This is a genomic window from Streptomyces rubrogriseus, assembly GCF_027947575.1.
Taxonomy (GTDB): domain Bacteria; phylum Actinomycetota; class Actinomycetes; order Streptomycetales; family Streptomycetaceae; genus Streptomyces; species Streptomyces rubrogriseus.
Genome location: NZ_CP116256.1, coordinates 6,808,778 through 6,826,511, shown reverse-complemented (window position 1 = coordinate 6,826,511; position 17,734 = coordinate 6,808,778). Strand labels below are relative to the sequence as shown.

Annotated in this window: 19 protein-coding genes; 14 read left to right on the top strand and 5 right to left on the bottom strand. The window is 71.0% G+C overall.

Annotation, left to right across the window (positions count from 1 at the left end):
• Nucleotides 1–30: 30 nt before the first annotated feature.
• The 7 genes from Sru02f_RS30580 to Sru02f_RS30550 all read left to right on the top strand — a co-directional run bounded on the left by Sru02f_RS30580 (nt 31) and on the right by Sru02f_RS30550 (nt 8,435).
• Nucleotides 31–828 (top strand): enhanced serine sensitivity protein SseB C-terminal domain-containing protein, encoded by a 798-nt coding sequence (locus Sru02f_RS30580; RefSeq protein WP_109036262.1) that lies wholly within the window; start codon nt 31–33, stop codon nt 826–828.
• 314 nt (nt 829–1,142) lie between these two features.
• Nucleotides 1,143–2,150, top strand: coding sequence for an ABC transporter permease (locus Sru02f_RS30575; RefSeq protein WP_109036260.1), 1,008 nt, complete (start codon nt 1,143–1,145; stop codon nt 2,148–2,150).
• 71 nt (nt 2,151–2,221) lie between these two features.
• Nucleotides 2,222–4,024: an ABC transporter substrate-binding protein gene (locus tag Sru02f_RS30570; protein ID WP_109036257.1), complete on the top strand. Its 1,803-nt coding sequence runs from the start codon at nt 2,222–2,224 to the stop codon at nt 4,022–4,024.
• Nucleotides 4,025–4,132: 108 nt separating this feature from the next.
• Entirely contained in the window at nt 4,133–5,131 is a 999-nt protein-coding gene (locus Sru02f_RS30565; protein ID WP_109036255.1) for an ABC transporter permease, read from the top strand.
• The gene (locus Sru02f_RS30560; protein WP_003973519.1) at nt 5,128–6,225 is read left to right on the top strand and encodes an ABC transporter ATP-binding protein; all 1,098 of its coding nucleotides are present in this window, start codon (nt 5,128–5,130) and stop codon (nt 6,223–6,225) included. Before Sru02f_RS30565 ends, Sru02f_RS30560 begins: the two co-directional genes overlap by 4 nt.
• Complete coding sequence (locus Sru02f_RS30555) at nt 6,222–7,697, top strand: ABC transporter ATP-binding protein (protein ID WP_109036253.1); 1,476 nt, start codon at nt 6,222–6,224, stop codon at nt 7,695–7,697. Before Sru02f_RS30560 ends, Sru02f_RS30555 begins: the two co-directional genes overlap by 4 nt.
• A 78-nt stretch (nt 7,698–7,775) precedes the next feature.
• On the top strand, nt 7,776–8,435 hold the full coding sequence (locus Sru02f_RS30550) for a trimeric intracellular cation channel family protein (protein ID WP_003973517.1): 660 nt from the start codon (nt 7,776–7,778) through the stop codon (nt 8,433–8,435).
• 13 nt (nt 8,436–8,448) lie between these two features.
• Here Sru02f_RS30550 and Sru02f_RS30545 read toward each other — a convergent pair whose 3' ends face one another.
• Nucleotides 8,449–9,651: an erythromycin esterase family protein gene (locus tag Sru02f_RS30545; RefSeq protein ID WP_109036251.1), complete on the bottom strand. Its 1,203-nt coding sequence runs from the start codon at nt 9,649–9,651 to the stop codon at nt 8,449–8,451.
• 58 nt (nt 9,652–9,709) lie between these two features.
• On the opposite strand from Sru02f_RS30545, the gene Sru02f_RS30540 reads away from it, so the two are divergent.
• A complete protein-coding gene (locus Sru02f_RS30540; protein WP_109036249.1) occupies nt 9,710–10,456 on the top strand; it encodes a TioE family transcriptional regulator in 747 nt (248 codons plus the stop codon).
• Between the two features lie 25 nt (nt 10,457–10,481).
• Entirely contained in the window at nt 10,482–11,342 is an 861-nt protein-coding gene (locus Sru02f_RS30535) for a thioesterase family protein (RefSeq protein WP_109036247.1), read from the top strand.
• Nucleotides 11,343–11,421: 79 nt separating this feature from the next.
• Here Sru02f_RS30535 and Sru02f_RS30530 read toward each other — a convergent pair whose 3' ends face one another.
• Nucleotides 11,422–12,048, bottom strand: a complete 627-nt coding sequence (locus Sru02f_RS30530; RefSeq protein WP_109036245.1) for a TetR family transcriptional regulator — start codon at nt 12,046–12,048, stop codon at nt 11,422–11,424.
• A 127-nt stretch (nt 12,049–12,175) separates the two neighbouring features.
• On the opposite strand from Sru02f_RS30530, the gene Sru02f_RS30525 reads away from it, so the two are divergent.
• From Sru02f_RS30525 to Sru02f_RS30515, 3 genes are all read left to right on the top strand, one after another.
• The gene (locus Sru02f_RS30525; RefSeq protein WP_109036243.1) at nt 12,176–12,343 is read left to right on the top strand and encodes a hypothetical protein; all 168 of its coding nucleotides are present in this window, start codon (nt 12,176–12,178) and stop codon (nt 12,341–12,343) included.
• A gap of 34 nt (nt 12,344–12,377) precedes the next feature.
• Entirely contained in the window at nt 12,378–12,671 is a 294-nt protein-coding gene (locus Sru02f_RS30520) for a DUF4190 domain-containing protein (RefSeq protein WP_109036241.1), read from the top strand.
• A 90-nt stretch (nt 12,672–12,761) separates the two neighbouring features.
• Nucleotides 12,762–13,931, top strand: a complete 1,170-nt coding sequence (locus Sru02f_RS30515) for a cysteine desulfurase family protein (RefSeq protein ID WP_109036239.1) — start codon at nt 12,762–12,764, stop codon at nt 13,929–13,931.
• A 39-nt stretch (nt 13,932–13,970) separates the two neighbouring features.
• On the opposite strand, the gene Sru02f_RS30510 is transcribed toward Sru02f_RS30515, so the two are convergent.
• Nucleotides 13,971–14,699, bottom strand: a complete 729-nt coding sequence (locus Sru02f_RS30510) for an N-acetylmuramoyl-L-alanine amidase (protein WP_109036237.1) — start codon at nt 14,697–14,699, stop codon at nt 13,971–13,973.
• A gap of 61 nt (nt 14,700–14,760) precedes the next feature.
• Between Sru02f_RS30510 and mnmA the strand changes: the two genes are divergently transcribed.
• Nucleotides 14,761–15,891, top strand: a complete 1,131-nt coding sequence (gene mnmA / locus Sru02f_RS30505) for a tRNA 2-thiouridine(34) synthase MnmA (protein ID WP_109036235.1) — start codon at nt 14,761–14,763, stop codon at nt 15,889–15,891.
• 43 nt (nt 15,892–15,934) lie between these two features.
• Here mnmA and Sru02f_RS30500 read toward each other — a convergent pair whose 3' ends face one another.
• Together Sru02f_RS30500 and Sru02f_RS30495 are read right to left on the bottom strand one after the other, a co-directional pair.
• Complete coding sequence (locus Sru02f_RS30500; protein ID WP_109036233.1) at nt 15,935–16,714, bottom strand: alpha/beta fold hydrolase; 780 nt, start codon at nt 16,712–16,714, stop codon at nt 15,935–15,937.
• A 37-nt stretch (nt 16,715–16,751) separates the two neighbouring features.
• Complete coding sequence (locus tag Sru02f_RS30495) at nt 16,752–17,084, bottom strand: DUF427 domain-containing protein (protein WP_109036231.1); 333 nt, start codon at nt 17,082–17,084, stop codon at nt 16,752–16,754.
• 95 nt (nt 17,085–17,179) lie between these two features.
• On the opposite strand from Sru02f_RS30495, the gene Sru02f_RS30490 reads away from it, so the two are divergent.
• A complete protein-coding gene (locus Sru02f_RS30490) occupies nt 17,180–17,719 on the top strand; it encodes an LOG family protein (RefSeq protein ID WP_109036229.1) in 540 nt (179 codons plus the stop codon).
• Nucleotides 17,720–17,734: the final 15 nt, after the last annotated feature.

Genomic DNA, 17,734 nt, shown 5'->3' with positions numbered 1-17,734 from the left:
CCGGGGGAACTTCTCGAAGGGGCGATACGCGTGAGCGCCAGCGGCACCACGACCGGACAGGTCGAGCACATGCTGCGCCAGGTGACGCCCGGGCGCTACGACGCCTACGAGGCCCTGCTGCGCGCCCTCGCCACCCCCACTTCCGGCCAGGTCTGGATGCTGCTGTGGCACGGCCAGGCCGGCTCCCCGGACGCCCAGTACGGGAACATGGAGGTCGAGGGCTACGGCTACGCGCCCTGCGTGACCTCCGCCCAGGAGCTCTCGGCCAGCGGCTGGAACCGGTCGTACGAAGTGGTCGACGGCCTGGAGGCGGCCCGCGCCCTGTACCCGGACCACTACGGCCTGTGGCTCAACCCGCACGCCCCCGGCGGCGGCGTCGGCATCCCCTGGCTCGACCTGCGCCGCATCGCCTCCGGCCTGGACCGCCAGCCCGCCGGGCCCCTGCGGCTGTCCGAACCGGCCATCGAGATCCCCCAGTTCTACGCCCTGCTCGCACAGAACGCCCACCGCACCCCGGCGGTCCGCGCGCTGCGCCGCGCCTGGGTGCAGCCGGCGCTGGGGGCGCCGTACCTCGCCATCGGCCTGGACGTGTACGACACCTCCCCGCCGGCCGTCGACGCGGTGCGCGCCATGATGCAGCAGTCCGTCGGCGCGGTGCCGGACGGGCTGCCGGTGTCGACGGTGGCGATGACCGACGCCCACGACCCGGTCGCCCTGTGGCTGCGCGCCAACGTGCGCCCGTTCTACGACCGCGAGGCCCACGCGCCGGCCCCCGCCCAGGCGCCGGCGGGCGGGTACGGATACCCTCCGGCCGGTAGCCGGTACTGACGGCGACGGGGTCCTTCGCCCCGTCGGAAGAGGCGATCTTCGCGCGTAGATGACGACGCAAAGCGCCGCCTTGTCCCCGATGTCCCAACTCGCCCGCGTCCGGCCCCCGTTACCCACTGTCCGGATAACGGAACACCTCAAACAGCATCACGGTTGCGCATCCATTCCCCGTCAAGTCTGGCTACAGATCGCCAAAGCGTTGAAGACTCCCGCAACAAGGGGTGGATGCTCGCCTCTTTGTACGACGGACTGATCACGCCGCTACAGCGGCAAGTGCGGGCCGGCTACCGCCGGTTGAGAGGGGTCCCTGCCAGATGACGGCACCATTGCACGAGCCGACCGCGGAAGCGGCCCCGAGTGCGGCAGAGGAAGCGGCGGTCGCCGGCGCCGAGGCCAAGTCGGTACAAGGGCGCTCCCTGGGCCGGATCGCCTGGGAGCGCCTGAAGCGGGACAAGCTGGCCCTCGCGGGCGGCATCGTCGTGCTGGTCCTCGTCGTGGTCGCCGTGTTCGCGCCCTTGATCACCTCGCTCTACGGGCAGGACCCCAACGCGTACAACGAGGACATGATCGACCCGCTGTTCGGTACCCCCACGGGTTCCCTGGGCGGCCTCGGCGGCGAGCACTGGCTCGGCGTGGAGCCGGTCAACGGCCGCGACATCTTCGCCCGCATCGTCCACGGCGCCCGGATCTCGCTGCTGGTCGGCTTCCTGTCCGCGATGGTCGCCGTGGTCCTCGGCACCGTCCTCGGTGTCCTCGCGGGCTTCTTCGGCGGCTGGGTCGACTCCCTCATCTGCCGCATCATGGACGGCCTGCTGGCCTTCCCGCAGCTGCTCTTCATCATCGCCCTGGTCTCCGTCATGCCGGACAACATGCTCGGACTGAGCGGCACGGGCGTGCGCCTGCTCATGATGATCGTGGTCATCGGCTTCTTCGGCTGGCCCTACATCGGTCGCGTGGTCCGCGGTCAGACACTCTCGATGCGTGAACGGGAGTACGTCGAGGCGGCCAGGTCGCTGGGGGCCGGACGGTTCTACATCCTCTTCAAGGAACTGCTGCCCAACCTGGTGGCGCCGATCATCGTGTACACGACGATGATGATCCCCACCAACATCCTCACCGAGGCGGCGCTCAGCTTCCTGGGTGTGGGCGTCAAGCCGCCCACGTCGTCGTGGGGGCAGATGCTCTCGAGCGCGATCGACTACTACAAGTCGGACCCCATGTACATGGTGGTCCCCGGTGTGGCGATCTTCATCACCGTTCTTGCCTTCAACCTCTTCGGTGACGGCGTGCGCGACGCGCTGGACCCGAAGGGGTCCCGCTGACCCTGCCGTACCGCAAAGCGACCCGTGGCACCTGCACGGGGTCTCTCATCTAATCCGGAGGATCCGAGATCGTGACTACCCAACGCACCTCAGGGCGGCGCAAGCAGGCTTTGGCCGCTGCCGCAGTGGTCGCCGCGCTGCTGACCACGGCGGCGTGCGGCGGAGGCGGCGACGACGACAGCGGCGGCGGTTCGAAGAACGGCGCGGCCGGCTACGACGCGGCCAACAACAAGGTCGCCCAGGCCTCCGAGGCCAAGAAGGGCGGCACGCTGAAGTTCGCCAGCACCCAGGACGCCGACTCGTGGGACACCACGCGCGGCTACTACGGCTTCATGTGGGACTTCTCCCGCTACTACAGCCGCCAGCTGGTCACGAACAAGACCGAGCCGGGTGCCGCCGGCGCCGAGACCACCCCCGACCTCGCCACCGACGTCGCCAAGGTCTCGGCCGACGGCAAGACCTACACGTACACCCTGCGTGACGGCGTCACCTGGGAGGACGGCAAGCCGATCACCTCCAAGGACGTCAAGTACGGCATCGAGCGCGTCTGGGCGCAGGACGTGCTGTCCGGCGGCCCGACGTACCTCAAGGAGGTGCTCGACCCCAAGGGCGAGTACCAGGGCCCGTACAAGGACACGTCCAAGGACAAGCTCGGTCTGAAGGCGATCGAGACGCCGGACGACAAGACCATCGTCTTCCACCTGCCGCAGGCCAACTCGGACTTCGAGGAGATGCTCGCGCTGACCTCGGCGTCCCCGGTCCGCCAGGACAAGGACACCAAGTCCAAGTACGGCCTGCACCCGTTCTCCTCGGGCCCGTACAAGTTCGAGTCCTACAACCCCGGCAAGGACCTGACCCTGGTCCGCAACACCGAGTGGAAGCAGGCGTCGGACCCGGTCCGCAAGGCGTACCCGGACAAGATCACGATCAAGTTCTTCACCAACGCCAACGACATGGACGCCCGCCTCATCGCCGGCGACTACGACATCGACCTGGCGCAGACCGGTCTGTCCCCGCAGGGCCGCACCACCGCCCTGAAGGAGCACAAGGCCAACCTGGACAACCCGGTCTCGGGTTACATCCGGTACGCGGCGTTCCCGCAGAACGTGAAGCCGTTCGACAACATCCACTGCCGCAAGGCCGTGCTCTACGGGGCCGACCACGTCTCCCTGCAGACCGCGCGCGGCGGCCCGGTCGCCGGCGGTGACATCGGCACCAACATGCTGCCGCCCGCCGTCCCGGGCTCCGAGGGTCAGAAGTACGACCCGTACGAGATGTCCGGTGCCAACAAGAAGGGCAACGTCGAGAAGGCCAAGGAAGAGCTGAAGGCCTGCAACCAGCCGAACGGCTTCAAGACCACCATCGCGGTCCGCAACAACAAGCCGGTCGAGGTCGCCACCGCCGAGTCCCTCCAGGCCTCGCTGAAGAAGGTCGGCATCGACGTCGAGATCGACCAGTACGACGGCTCGCAGTACGCCAGCGTCATCGGCAGCCCCTCGAACGTGCAGAAGAAGGGCTACGGCATCATCATCATGGGCTGGGGCCCGGACTTCCCGTCCGTGCAGGGCTACGGTCTGCCGCTGTGGCACAGCGACTACATCCTCGACAGCGCGAACAACAACTTCGCGATGATCGACGACCCGAAGATCGACGGTCTCTTCGCCGACTACCTGACGGCCAAGGACGACGCGGGCAAGAAGCAGATCGCCACGGAGATCAACCACAAGGTGATGGAGGGCGCGTACTACCTGCCCTTCGTCTTCGAGAAGTTCATCAACTGGCGCTCCAGCAACATCGCGAACGTGTACACCACCGACGCCTACAGCGGTATGTACGACTTCGTGAACATCGGTCTGAAGAACCCCAAGAAGTAACCGGTACACCCGCCGTACGGCACGAAAGGCAGGTGAAGGCCGGCGCGGCGTGACCGCGGGCCGTCGGACGACCTCCGGCGGCCCGCGGGACGCAGCGGGCCGCAACCCGTGCTCGCTTACCTCATCAGGCGGCTGTTCGCCGCCGCAGTGATGCTCGTGGTCATCATCCTGGTGGTCTTCTGCATCTTCTTCCTCGTCCCCAAGTGGGCCGGGGTCGACATCGCCCTGAACTTCGTCGGCAAGCAGGCGGACCCCGCCGCCGTCGAGGGTGTGCGGGAGAAGCTGGGTCTGGGCGACCCGGTCTTCGTCCAGGCCTGGGAGTTCTTCAAGGGCATCTTCGCGGGTCGCACCTACGCGGCCGGCGGCGACGTGACCCAATGCGCCGCGCCCTGCTTCGGCTACTCCTTCAAGACCGAGCAGTCGGTCTGGCCGGTGCTGACCGAGCGTTTCCCGGTGACCCTGGCTCTCGCGCTCGGTGCCGCCGTGCTGTGGCTGATCTTCGGCGTGGCCGCCGGTGTGCTCTCCGCCCTCAAGCGCGGCACGCTGTGGGACCGCGGCGCCATGGTCGTCGCCCTGGCGGGTGTCTCCCTCCCCATCTACTTCACCGGTCTGCTGAGCCTGGCGATCTTCTCCTACGGCCTCGGCTGGATCGACGGCGAGTTCGTACCGCTCGAGGACAGCCTCACCGGATGGCTCGGCGGCATGATCCTGCCCTGGATCACCCTGGCCTTCCTGTACGCCGCGATGTACGCCCGGATCACCCGCGCCACCATGCTGGAGATCCTCGGCGAGGACTACATCCGCACCGCGCGGGCCAAGGGACTCAAGGAACAGGTCGTCATCAGCAAGCACGCGATGCGGTCTACCCTGACCCCCCTGCTCACCATGCTCGGCATGGACCTCGGCGCCCTGATGGGCGGCGCCATCCTGACCGAGACCACGTTCAGCCTCCCCGGCCTCGGCCAGAAGGTGCTGGACGCGATCAAGAACCACGACCTGCCCTTCATCCTGGGCGTCGTCCTGATCACTTCTCTCGCGGTGCTGATCGCCAACCTCGTGGTGGACATCCTGTACGCCGTGATCGACCCCCGAGTGAGGCTCGCATGACCGAACTGAGCAAGAGCGGGGCAGCGGTGGGCGAGCCCACCGGCAGCTCGCCCGCGCCGACCGCCTTCCTGGAAGTACGCGACCTGAAGGTCCACTTCCCGACCGACGACGGCCTGGTCAAGTCCGTGGACGGGCTCTCCTTCCAGCTGGAGAAGGGCAAGACCCTCGGCATCGTGGGCGAGTCCGGCTCCGGCAAGTCGGTGACCTCGCTCGGCATCATGGGCCTGCACACCGCCGGCCAGTACGGCAAGCGCAAGGCGCGGATCTCGGGCGAGATCTGGCTGGACGGCACCGAGCTGCTGTCCGCCGACCCCGACCACGTGCGCAAGCTGCGCGGCCGCGAGATGGCGATGATCTTCCAGGATCCGCTGTCCGCGCTGCACCCGTACTACACGATCGGCCAGCAGATCGTGGAGGCCTACCGCATCCACCACAAGGTGGACAAGAAGACCGCCAAGCGGCGCGCGGTCGAGATGCTCGACCGGGTCGGCATCCCGCAGCCGGACAAGCGGGTGGACAGCTACCCGCACGAGTTCTCCGGCGGTATGCGCCAGCGCGCGATGATCGCGATGTCGCTGGTGAACAACCCCGAGCTGCTCATCGCGGACGAGCCGACCACCGCCCTGGACGTCACCGTCCAGGCACAGATCCTGGACCTGATCCGGGACCTGCAGAAGGAGTTCGGCTCCGCGGTCATCGTCATCACCCACGACCTGGGCGTCGTCGCCGAGCTGGCCGACGACCTCCTGGTGATGTACGGCGGCCGGTGCGTGGAGCGCGGTCCGGCCGAGAAGGTGTTCTACGAGCCCCGGCACCCCTACACCTGGGGCCTGCTCGGCTCGATGCCGCGGCTCGACCGCGACCAGCAGGAACGCCTCATCCCGGTCAAGGGCTCGCCGCCCTCCCTCATCAACCTCCCGTCCGGCTGCGCCTTCAACCCGCGCTGCCCGTACGCCGACGTGCCCAAGGACGACGTCACCCGCACGGTCCGCCCCGAGCTGACCGAGGTCGGCAGCAAGCACTGGGCCGCCTGCCACATGTCGCAGGAGCAGCGGGAGCGTATCTGGACCGAAGAGATTGCGCCGAAGCTGTGAGCGACGAAGCCAAGGACGAAGCGGTGGCCATCCCCGCGCAGAGCGACGGCACCGAGGGCAAGTCCGTCGGGACCGCCACCCTCACCAAGGGTGCGGCCCCCGGCGAAACCCTGCTCAAGGTGACCGGGCTGCAGAAGCACTTCCCCATCAAGAAGGGCCTGCTGCAGCGCCAGGTCGGCGCCGTCCGCGCCGTCGACGGCATCGACTTCGAGGTCCGCTCGGGGGAAACCCTCGGCGTCGTGGGCGAGTCCGGCTGCGGCAAGTCGACCATGGGCCGGCTGATCACCCGACTCCTCGAACCGACCGCCGGCAAGGTCGAGTTCCAGGGCAAGGACATCACCCACCTCGGGGTCGGCGGCATGCGTCCGCTGCGCCGCGACGTGCAGATGATCTTCCAGGACCCGTACTCCTCGCTGAACCCGCGCCACACCATCGGCACGATCGTCAGCGCCCCCTTCAAGCTCCAGGGCGTCCAGCCCGAGGGCGGGGTCAAGAAGGAGGTCCAGCGGCTGCTGTCGGTGGTCGGACTCAACCCCGAGCACTACAACCGCTACCCGCACGAGTTCTCCGGCGGACAGCGCCAGCGCATCGGCATCGCCCGCGCGCTCGCGCTCAACCCGAGGCTGGTCGTGGCCGACGAGCCGGTCTCCGCGCTCGACGTGTCGATCCAGGCCCAGGTCGTCAACCTGCTCGACGACCTCCAGCAGGAGCTGGGCCTGACGTACGTGATCATCGCGCACGACCTCTCGGTGGTCCGGCACGTCTCGGACCGCATCGCGGTGATGTACCTCGGCAAGATCATGGAGCTGGCCGACCGCGACCTGCTCTACAAGTCGCCGATGCACCCGTACACCAAGGCGCTGATGTCGGCCGTCCCGATCCCGGACCCGGCGCGGCGCGGCGCGAAGAGCGAGCGCATCCTGCTCAAGGGCGACGTGCCCTCGCCGATCGCCCCGCCGAGCGGCTGCCGCTTCCACACCCGGTGCTGGAAGGCGACGCAGATCTGCACGACCACCGAGCCCCCGCTCAAGGAGCTGCGGCCGGGCCAGCGGGTGGCCTGCCACCACCCGGAGAACTTCGAGGACCAGGCCCCGCAGGACGTCGTCCTGCTCACCGCCGCCAAGGAGGCGGCGGAGCTGGTGTCGGAGGACGCGCTGGCCGAGTCGGCGGCGACCTCGGCGGCGGTGGCCGCGGAGGTCGAGGCCGCGGGGGAGACCGCTTCGGGGGAGACCGCTTCGGAGGAGACCGCGTCGGAGGACGCCGCGTCGGACGGTGCCGCGTCGAAGGAAGTGGCTTCGGACGATGCCGCCTCGGACGATGCCGCCTCGGACGATGCCGCCTCGGACGATGCCGCCTCGGACGATGCCGCGTCGAGCGATGCCGCCTCGGACGATGCCGCGTCGGACGGCGACGAGCCCGCCGCCGAGAGCGCCGGGAGCACCGACGAGGAGCCTCCCGCCAAGGAGAAGTGACCTCGTTCACTGTGCCCTGCCCAGAGCCCCCGCCTTTGTTTGTAAGGCGGGGGCTCTTCGGCAGGTAAGAATGGAAGGGTGTACGAGCAACTCTTCAGCCCCACCGTCCAGCACACCCTCGACCTGGTCGGCATCTTCGTCTTCGCCATCTCCGGCGCGCTGCTGGCCGTACGCAAGAACTTCGACGTCTTCGGCATCGCCGTCCTCGCCGAGGTCACCGCGCTGGGCGGCGGGCTGTTCCGGGACCTGGTGATCGGCGCGGTGCCGCCCGCCGCCTTCACCGACCTCGGGTACTTCCTCACGCCGCTGCTGGCGACGCTGCTGGTCTTCTTCCTCCACCCCCACGTGGAGCGCCTCCAGACCGGCGTGAACATCTTCGACGCGGCCGGGCTCGGCCTGTTCTGCGTCGCCGGCACCACCAAGGCGTACGACTACGGCCTCGGTCTGACCGCCTCCGCCTGTCTGGGCCTGACCACCGCGGTGGGCGGCGGCGTCCTGCGCGACGTGCTCGCCAACGAGGTGCCCTCACTGCTGCGCTGGGACCGCGACCTGTACGCCGTCCCGGCGATCGTCGGCTCCGCGATGGTCGCCCTGTGCATCCGCTACGAGGCGCTCACCCCGTTCACCAGCGGGCTCGCGGTCGTCACGGCCTTCGTCCTGCGGCTGCTCGCCCTGCGCTTCCACTGGCGGGCGCCGCGCGCCTGGAACCGCCGGTCGACGGTGGTGGAGGGGGACTGACCGCCGGCTCCGCTCACGGGTGCGGCATGTCCCTGACGAAGACGAGGCCGTCGACCGAGTCCAGGTGGCCGGGGTCGAGCGGGGCGTAGCCGAACCAGGGCGACACCCGGGGCGCGGGCCGCGGGTCGCCGAGGGCGCCGGCCAGCAGCGCGGGGTCGAGGACGCAGGGGTCGTCCGGGAGGTCGTACAGCAGCCCCTCGACGGTGTCCGGCGGCGGGGTGTCCACCCCCTCGTGCCGGATGGTGCCGAGCGCCGTGGCCACGAAGGCGTACTCCTCGCCGAGCCGGGCGCCGACCAGGGCACCCGCGCTCCACCACTCCAGCCGGCCCTGCCACATCCGCATCGAGCTCTTCTCGCGCTGGAGGTGGGAGTTGTGGGCGTGCACGAAGGCCGGCCCCCGCTCGGCGAGTGCGAGGAGATTGGCGGCCATCATCCGGTCCCGCACGCCCAGCATCCGGGTCATGCGGGCCGGGGAGGCCTCGGCCATCCAGTAGTGGTAGGTCAGCAGTCCGGTGGCGGTACGTCCGTACAGTCGCGCCCGCTCCCAGTCTTCCCGTGCGGAGGAGGCGAGCAGGTGGGGCGTCTGCTCGTCCAGCAGCGACACCAGGTCGGCGGCGAGCGTCCGCAGCTCCCCGGCCTCGGCCGACCGCCCCACGGACCGCGCGGCGTCCGTCATCGCCGCGGGCTCGGTCCACCGGTCGTCGGCGCCGAGCAGACGGTCGAGTGTCTCGGTGGTGCAGGGGAGCAGGGCCGGGTCCACCGCGGACGAGAGGTACCCGTACAGGGCGGTGAGGGCCTGCCGGGGGCTCGCGGCACCGGTGATCTCCAGCGGGCCGTCGAAACCGGCGAAGCGGATCCGCTCGTGCGCGGGCCGGTCCTCGTTGTACGCGCGCATCCAGCGCACCAGCTCCCGGTTGGCCGCACTGGCGCCGAAACCGTGGCTGAACCCGTGCGCCATCACCTCGTCGAGGGTGCCGGTGCCCCAGGTGACGTAGTCGTCCACGGCCAGCCCTTTCAGGCAGTCGCTCTCGATCGTGATCGTCCGGTAGCCGTGCCGCTCGACGAGTTGGCGGAAGACGTCGTTGCGCACGTCGAGCAAGAGGTCCTCGCCGTGGGTGGGCTCGCCCAGGGCGAGCAGCCGGGGCGGGGCGGGGAACAGCCGCATGACTGCGGCGGCGTCGAGGGGCAGGGCGATGTCCTGGATGCGTTCAGCCATGGCTTCAACGGTATCGTTGAACTTTCGGTTGAAAATTTGCTGCGGGAGCATGGGAGAGATGGCCGTAAACCCTCAAAGCAGGGGCGGGCTCAGGCCCGTCGACCTGGCACGTGCGCACGGCCTGTCGGCGCAGGCGGTCAGGAACTACGAGGCGGCCGGCATCCTCCCGCCCGCCGCCCGGACGGCCAGTGGCTACCGCGTCTACACCCCGCTGCACGCGCGGGCCCTGGCCGCGTTCCTCGCCCTGGTGGCGGGCCACGGCCACGGGACGGCGGCCGCGGTGATGCGAAGAGTGGACGAGGGTGCGCTCGACGAGGCGTTCCGGCTGATCGACGAGAGCCACGCCCAGTTGCTCGACGACCGGCGGACGCTGGAGGCCGTGACGGGTGCGCTGCGGGACCTGGTGCCCGAGCCCCCCGAGGGTCCGCCGGGACCGACGGGTGGGTTCGTCGGGGCGCTCGCGGCGGAACTGGGGATCCGGCCCGCGACCCTGCGCAAGTGGGAGCGGGCCGGCCTGGTGCGCCCACGGCGCGACCCGGTGACCGGGTACCGCCGCTACGACGAGGCCGACGTCCGGGACGCCCGCCTCGCCCACCAGCTCAGGCGCGGCGGCTACCCGCTGGAGCGGATCGCGTCCGTGATCGCCCAGGTGCGTTCGGCCGGGGGAGTGGAGCCGTTGGAGGCCGCCCTGCGCGAGTGGCACGACCGGGTGTCGGCCCGTGGCCGGGCGATGGTGGCCGGGGCGGCGGAGCTGGAGACGTATCTGCGGGCGCGGGAGCGCGACGAAGAGAAAGCTACCGCTTAGTAGCGCCCTGTTGTACCGTGCAGTCATGCCAGAAGCAGCCTCCGCAGCGGCCGTACGGGCCACCATCGGCGACAGCGAGTTCGACCGGGACACCGCCGTCACCCGACGCGCCCCCGGCGTCTACGACATCGACCTGTCGGCCGGCTGGACGATCATCAACGCCGTCAACGGCGGCTATCTGCTGGCCGTCCTGGGCCGGGCCCTCGGCGACGCGCTCCCGCACCCCGACCCCTTCACCATCTCGGCGCACTACCTCACCGCCTCCCAGCCGGGCCCGGCGGTCGTGCGCACCGAGACCGTCCGCACGGGGCGCTCCCTCTCCACCGGCCAGGCCTCCCTCCTCCAGTACGACGACGAGGGCAACGAGGTCGAGCGCATCCGCGTCCTCGCCACCTACGGCGACCTCGACGCACTGCCGGACGACGTCCGCACCTCGGCGAAGCCGCCCGCGATGCCGTCGATGGACCAGTGCTTCGGCCCGGAGGACGGCCCCGCCCCGGTCGAGGGCAGCTCGGCCATCGCCGACCGGCTGATGCTCAAACTGGACCCCGCCACCCTGGGCTGGGCGCTGGGGCAGCCCTCGGGCCGCGGGGAGATGCGGGCCTGGTTCGGCCTCGCCGACGGCCGCGACGCCGACCCGCTGTCGCTGCTCCTCGCGGTGGACGCGCTGCCGCCGACCGCCTTCGAGCTGGGTCTCAAGGGCTGGGTGCCGACGGTCGAGCTGACCGCGCACGTGCGGTGCCGCCCCGCGCCGGGCCCGCTGCGGGTCTCCATCACCACCCGCAACCTCGCCGGCGGCTTCCTGGAGGAGGACGCCGAGGTCTGGGACAGCGCCGACCGCCTGGTCGCCCAGTCCCGCCAGCTGGCCCGGGTCCGGCTCGGCTGACCCGGCGGCTCCTCGGGCCGGCCAGTACTCGGCAGTCCAGCCAGCACTCAGTCCAGCCAGTACTCGGTCCAGCCAGTACTCAGTCCAGCCAGTGCCTGCGGCCGACGCTGATCAGCCGCAGTTGCCGCCGTGCCGTCTCGACGGCCCGGCGGCGCTCCTCTTCCGGGGCGTCCAGAGTCTCCAGGAAGAGGGAGGCCGTGATCAGCATCTGGTCGACGTAGAGGCCCGCCAGCATGCGCAGGTCGGTCTCGCTCCAGCCCGCCGCCGACGCGTCCGTGGCCAGCTCGGCCCGCACCTCCTCGGCGAACCGCGCCAACTGCTCGCGTATCGCCCGGCGCACCGGCTGCACGCCGCCGTGCCGCTCCCGCGCGACGAAACGGACGTGGGCCGGGTGTGCGGCCACATGACCGGCGATCAACTCGACCGCGCGGGCGATGCGTTCGTCGTCGTCCTCGGCCGGTGACATGGTGGTCCGGATCATCGGGTGCAGGCTGCCCAGCGCCTCCTCGACCAGCGCCACGCCGAGATCCGCCGTGGACTGGAAGTGCCGGTAGAAGGCGGTCGGAGCGACCCCCACGGCACGGGTGACCTCGCGCAGCCCCAGGCTGCTCAGGCTCTGCTCCTCCAGCAGGCCGAGCGCCGCGTCCAGGAGCGCCTGCCGGGTCTTCTGCTTCTGCGCCTGCCGAACGCCGGGCGTGTGACTCATGCCATGCAGTTAACAACTGTTCTCCGGAATTGAAAAGCAGTACGGCGCGCTAGACTGGGAAGTCAGTGAACAACTGTAACCACAACCGTTCACCGAAGCGTCCGCACAAGGTTGGGGGACCCGTTCCATGCTGTTTCTCGTCGTCGCACTTCTGCTCCTCGGAGTGGTCCTGGGCGCCGTCGCCCACGCACCGCTGACCGTCTCCGTCGCGGCCGGCCTGGTCATCGCCCTCTGGCTCGGCATCTTCGCGGTCCGTGAGCGGCACGGCCGCCGGCGGAGCACCTCCGCCCACTGACCCACCTCCACCGACGCACGGCAGGGAGAACACCATGCAGCTCACCGCACCGGCCGACCGCACCACCGAGAGCCCCCGCACCACCCGTCGTACCGGCATCCACGACACCGACGGCATGGCCGTCGCCTCCTTCGTCCTCGGACTCCTCGGACTGCTGGTCCTCAACGTCTTCCTCGGCCCGGTCGCCATCGCCCTGGCCGGCATCGCCCTGTGGCGCGGCACCGCCCGCCGCGGCCGGGCCCTCCTCGGTCTCGCCCTGGGCGTCGCCGACCTGCTGGTCCTGGTCGCCTTCATGGCCGCCGACAGCACCATGTCCTGGAGCCTGTGAACCACCTCACCGTCTCGTCCCGGCCGCTGCCCGACGAGGCCAACCTTGGTCTGAGACCGGGCGGAACCGCCCCGTAGAATCGGCCGCACCATGGCTTACCTCGACCACGCCGCGACCACCCCGATGCTTCCCGAGGCGGTCGAGGCGCTCACCGCGCACCTGAGCGCCACCGGCAACGCCTCCTCCCTGCACGCGTCCGGCCGCCGGGCGCGGCGCACCGTCGAGGAGGCCCGCGAGACCCTCGCCGAGGCGCTCGGCGCCCGCCCCAGCGAGGTGGTCCTCACCTCCGGCGGCACCGAGGCCGACAACCTCGCCGTCAAGGGCCTGTACTGGGCCCGACGCGACGCCGACCCGGCCCGCACCCGGGTCCTGGCCAGCCCCGTCGAGCACCACGCGGTCCTCGACGCCGTCCACTGGCTCGGCGAGCACGAGGGCGCCACCGTCGAGTACCTGCCGGTCGACGCCCAGGGCCGGGTCCACCCCGAGGCGCTCCGCGAGGCCATCGCCCGCGACCCCGGGGACGTCGCCCTCGCCACCGTCATGTGGGCCAACAACGAGATCGGCACCGTCATGCCGGTCCGGGAACTCGCCGACGTGGCCACCGAGTTCGACGTGCCGCTGCACGCCGACGCGGTCCAGGCCTTCGGTCAGCTCCCGATCGGCTTCGCCGACTCAGGGCTCGCCGCCATGACCGTTTCCGGCCACAAGATCGGCGGCCCCTACGGCATCGGCGCGCTGCTGCTCGGCCGGGAGTACACCCCGGTCCCCGTCCTGCACGGCGGCGGCCAGGAACGCCACGTGCGCTCCGGCACCCTCGACGTCCCCGCCGTCGCCTCCTTCGCGGTCGCCGGGCGCCTCGCCGCCGAGCGGCGCGAGTGGTTCGCCCGCGAGATCGGCGCCCTGCGCGACCACCTGGTCGACGCCGTCCGTGCGGCCGTCCCGGACGCGATCCTCGGCGGCGACCCGTCACCCGGGGGACGCCTGCCGGCCAACGCCCACTTCACCTTCCCGGGCTGCGAGGGCGACTCCCTCCTCCTGCTGCTCGACGCCCAGGGCATCGAGTGCTCCACCGGCTCCGCCTGCACCGCGGGCGTCGCCCAGCCCAGCCACGTCCTGCTGGCCGCCGGAACCGACCCCGACCTGGCCCGCGGCACCCTGCGCTTCTCCCTGGGGCACACCTCGACCGAGGCCGACGTGGAGGCGGTCGCCAAGGCGATCGGTCCGGCGGTGGAACGCGCCCGGGCGGCGGGGCTGTCGTAAGACCGGGCCGCCCTGCCGAGGGCCGGGCCTGCCGGGGGCTCAGGCCTTGGTCGGCGGCTTCGACGGCGTGCTCGTGGCCGCGCGCCGCACGAGCTTCAGATACCGGTCCCAGTCCCAGTGCGGCCCCGGGTCGGTGTGGTCGGTGCCCGGCACCTCCACGTGGCCCAGGATGTGCTTGCGGTCCACGGGTATGTCGTACCGCGCGCAGATCCCCGCCGTCAGCCGCGCGGAGGCGGCGTACATCGCGTCGGTGAAGTCCTGCGGGCGGTCCACGAAGCCCTCGTGCTCGATGCCGACACTGCGTTCGTTGTAGTCGCGGTTGCCCGCGTGGTAGGCCACGTCCAGCTCGCGGATCATCTGGGTGACCCGCCCGTCCTGCCCGACGATGTAGTGCGCGGCCGCCTTGTGCCCCGGGTCCTGGAAGGCCCGCACCGCGCTGTCGAAGCTGCCCTGGGTGACATGGACGATCACCATGTCGATGCCGAAGTCGTCCGGCCGGTCCGCCCGCCGCCAGTTCGCGTCCGACGCCGCCACCCAGCGCGCGCCCGCGTAGTCGACCACGCCGTCCTCGCGGGGCCGCTCGACGCCCGGTATCCGCCACCACAGCCGGGACAGCTCGTCGCGGGCCAGCACACCGGTCCCCACGGCCGCCGCCGCCCCGCCGACGATCAGCGCCCGGCGGCCGATGCGGCGGTCGCCGTCCGCGGACCCGCCGCCGGCCGGCCCGCCCGGTGTGGACCCGCTCGTGGATCCCTGCTTCGCCCCCATGCGATCTTCAACGCATACTCGCGCGCTCCGGTTCCCGCTTCCCCCGTACTCTGGTGGAGTTATGACTGAGACCCCGCAGCGCACCCGTCCCCTCCGCGTCCTCGCCGCCATGTCGGGCGGAGTCGACTCCGCCGTCGCCGCCGCCCGCGCGGCCGAGGCGGGGCACGACGTGACCGGCGTCCACCTGGCGCTCTCCGCCAACCCGCAGTCCTTCCGCACGGGCGCCCGCGGCTGTTGCACCATCGAGGACTCACGGGACGCCCGCCGCGCCGCCGACGTCATCGGCATCCCGTTCTACGTGTGGGACCTCGCCGACCGCTTCCGGGAGGACGTGGTCGAGGACTTCGTCGCCGAGTACGAGGCGGGGCGCACCCCCAACCCGTGCCTGCGCTGCAACGAGAAGATCAAGTTCGCGGCCCTCCTGGACAAGGCCCTCGCGCTCGGCTTCGACGCCGTCTGCACCGGCCACTACGCCCAGGTGATCCTGCGCGAGGACGGCGTCCGCGAGCTGCACCGCGCCTCCGACATGGCCAAGGACCAGAGCTACGTCCTCGGGGTGCTCGACGACCGGCAGCTCGCCCACGCCATGTTCCCGCTCGGCGACACGGTCACCACCAAGGACGAGATCCGCGCGGAGGCCGAGCGCCGGGGCCTCGCGGTGGCCAAGAAGCCCGACTCGCACGACATCTGCTTCATCGCCGACGGCGACACCCAGGGCTTCCTCGCCAACCGCCTGGGCAGGGCGGAGGGTGACATCGTCGACGAGGCGGGCAACCGGCTCGGCACCCACGAGGGCGCCTACGGCTACACCATCGGCCAGCGCAAGGGCCTCCGGATCGGCACCCCGGCGCCCGACGGCAAGCCGCGCTACGTCCTGGACATCTCCCCGGTGAACAACACCGTCACGGTCGGCCCGGCCGAGGCCCTCGACGTCGACGCCCTCCGCGCGATCAAGCCCCGCTGGTGCGGCGCCGCCCCCACCGGCCCCGGCACCTACACCGCCCAGCTCCGCGCCCACGGCGGCGAGACCGAGGTCCGCGCCGAACTCGTCGACGGCACCCTGGAGGTCACCTTCACCGAGCCGGTCCGCGGCGTCGCCCCCGGCCAGGCGATCGTGCTGTACGACGGCACCCGCGTGGTGGGCTCGGCGACCATCGCGTCCACCACGCGCGCGACGGCCGGAGCCGCCTGAGCCGTCCGCCCGGACCCACGAGGGCGACCTCGACGGCGCCGGTTCAGCCCGCGAGGAACTCCGTCAGCACCGGCGCCAGTACGCCCGGCTCCACCATGTGGGTCTGCCGCTCCACGGTGCCGTAGCTGCCCTCGGGAGCCGCCTCCGCGATCGTCCGGGCCGCCTCGTGCCACCACGCGTCGCTCGCGCCGCCCGCGAGGACCAGCAGCGGCACGGTGATCGCGGCGATCTCGGAGCGGGGCACCCGGCTGTCGCCCAGCACGGCGTCGTCGTACGCGAGGCTCGGCGCCACCGACTCCATCCCGGCCCACATGGGGGACTGCCGGGCACCCCGGATCATCTCCTCGCCCAGCCCCGTGTGGCGGAGGAACAGCTCCACCGCGTCCCCGCGCCGCCCCTGCCCCAGGGCCTCGGTCAGCCGCCCGGTGTACTGGGCCGCGGCCCGCGCGGCGGCGTCGTCCATGGCGTACGGCACCTCGTACACGGCGACCCGGCGCACCGGCAGACCGCTCGCCGCCGCCCGGAGCACCAGCGCGCCGCCCGACGACATCCCGTACAACGACGCCTCGCCGCCCAGAACCTCGATCAGCGCCGCCAGGTCCTCGATCTCGCGTTCCACCGCGTAGGGCGCGGTGTCGCCGCTCTCGCCGCGCCCCCGGCGGTCGTACACGGTGACGTCGAAGCGGCCCGACAGCTCGGCGGCCAGCGGCGCCATCGTGGCGCCGGTCGACATGGCGCCGCTGACGAGCACGACCGCCGGTCCGCGCCCGGAGCGTTCGTAGGCGATGCGGGTGCCGTCACGCGAAACAGTCGTCATCTCCATGCCTGTGCAGACTGCCCTACGGCAGGTGTTTCATCGCTCAGGACACCTCGACTTCGTAGAAACAGAGGTGGTCCCTGATCTCCGCGACCTCCGGCTTCGGATCCGGGTACGCCCACACCAGGTCCGCCGCGCCGGGCAGCGACCAGTAGGACGCGTCGCCCTTGAAGGGGCAGTGCGTGTGCGTGTCGGACGGGGACAGCAGATCCAGGCGTACGTCCCGGGGCGGGATGTAGTACCGGTCGGGACAGCCCGTCTCGTGCAGCACCAACGCCCCGTCGCTCTCCGCCAGTACCTGCCCGTCGTGCACCACGCGCACGTGCCGGTCGCTCGGCTCGACGGTGATGACGTGTCCCTTGAGTCCCTTGGTCACGGTCGTCCTCCTGGTGGCAGTGGTCTGCGTCACGTACTACAGCGTCTCCGCAGGCCGGGTTCTTCCCCTCCGGACCGGGCCGTACGGTGGAGGCCATGAACATCTGCGTCTTCCTCTCCGCCGCCGACCTCGACGAGCGCTACACGCGCCCCGCGAAGGAGTTCGCCGAGCTGCTCGGCAAGGGCGGGCACACCCTCGTCTGGGGCGGCTCCGACGTCGGTCTGATGAAGGTGGTCGCCGACGGCGTGCAGGAGTCCGGCGGACGGCTGCTCGGGGTCTCGGTGGACTTCCTGGCGGCCAAGGCCCGCGAGGGCGCCGACGAGATGGTGATCGCGAAGGACCTGGCCGAGCGCAAGCGGCTGCTGCTGGAGAAGGCCGACGCCGTGGTCATCATGGTGGGCGGCACCGGCACGCTCGACGAGGCCACCGAGATCCTGGAGCTGAAGAAGCACGGGCACACCGACATGCCGGTCGTCCTGCTCAACACCGCGGGCTTCTACGACGGCCTCAAGGAGCAGTTCCGCCGCATGGAGGACGAGGGCTTCCTGCCCCGACCCCTCACCGAGCTGGTCTTCTTCGCCGAGGAGCCGGTGGGCGCGCTCGCCTATCTGGAGGAGAGCCAGGGCATCGAGTAGGACGCCGGTGGTGCG

What these genes read in the sequence shown, in the direction of transcription:
- Sru02f_RS30575 (WP_109036260.1), top strand. Translation starts at nt 1,143, where the DNA reads ATGACGGCACCATTGCACGAGCCGACCGCGGAAGCGGCCCCGAGTGCG.
- Sru02f_RS30560 (WP_003973519.1), top strand. Translation starts at nt 5,128, where the DNA reads ATGACCGAACTGAGCAAGAGCGGGGCAGCGGTGGGCGAGCCCACCGGC.
- Sru02f_RS30545 (WP_109036251.1), bottom strand. Translation starts at nt 9,651, where the DNA reads ATGGCTGAACGCATCCAGGACATCGCCCTGCCCCTCGACGCCGCCGCA.
- Sru02f_RS30540 (WP_109036249.1), top strand. Translation starts at nt 9,710, where the DNA reads ATGGCCGTAAACCCTCAAAGCAGGGGCGGGCTCAGGCCCGTCGACCTG.
- Sru02f_RS30535 (WP_109036247.1), top strand. Translation starts at nt 10,482, where the DNA reads ATGCCAGAAGCAGCCTCCGCAGCGGCCGTACGGGCCACCATCGGCGAC.
- Sru02f_RS30530 (WP_109036245.1), bottom strand. Translation starts at nt 12,048, where the DNA reads ATGAGTCACACGCCCGGCGTTCGGCAGGCGCAGAAGCAGAAGACCCGG.
- Sru02f_RS30525 (WP_109036243.1), top strand. Translation starts at nt 12,176, where the DNA reads ATGCTGTTTCTCGTCGTCGCACTTCTGCTCCTCGGAGTGGTCCTGGGC.
- Sru02f_RS30520 (WP_109036241.1), top strand. Translation starts at nt 12,378, where the DNA reads ATGCAGCTCACCGCACCGGCCGACCGCACCACCGAGAGCCCCCGCACC.
- Sru02f_RS30515 (WP_109036239.1), top strand. Translation starts at nt 12,762, where the DNA reads ATGGCTTACCTCGACCACGCCGCGACCACCCCGATGCTTCCCGAGGCG.
- Sru02f_RS30510 (WP_109036237.1), bottom strand. Translation starts at nt 14,699, where the DNA reads ATGGGGGCGAAGCAGGGATCCACGAGCGGGTCCACACCGGGCGGGCCG.
- mnmA (WP_109036235.1), top strand. Translation starts at nt 14,761, where the DNA reads ATGACTGAGACCCCGCAGCGCACCCGTCCCCTCCGCGTCCTCGCCGCC.
- Sru02f_RS30500 (WP_109036233.1), bottom strand. Translation starts at nt 16,714, where the DNA reads ATGGAGATGACGACTGTTTCGCGTGACGGCACCCGCATCGCCTACGAA.
- Sru02f_RS30490 (WP_109036229.1), top strand. Translation starts at nt 17,180, where the DNA reads ATGAACATCTGCGTCTTCCTCTCCGCCGCCGACCTCGACGAGCGCTAC.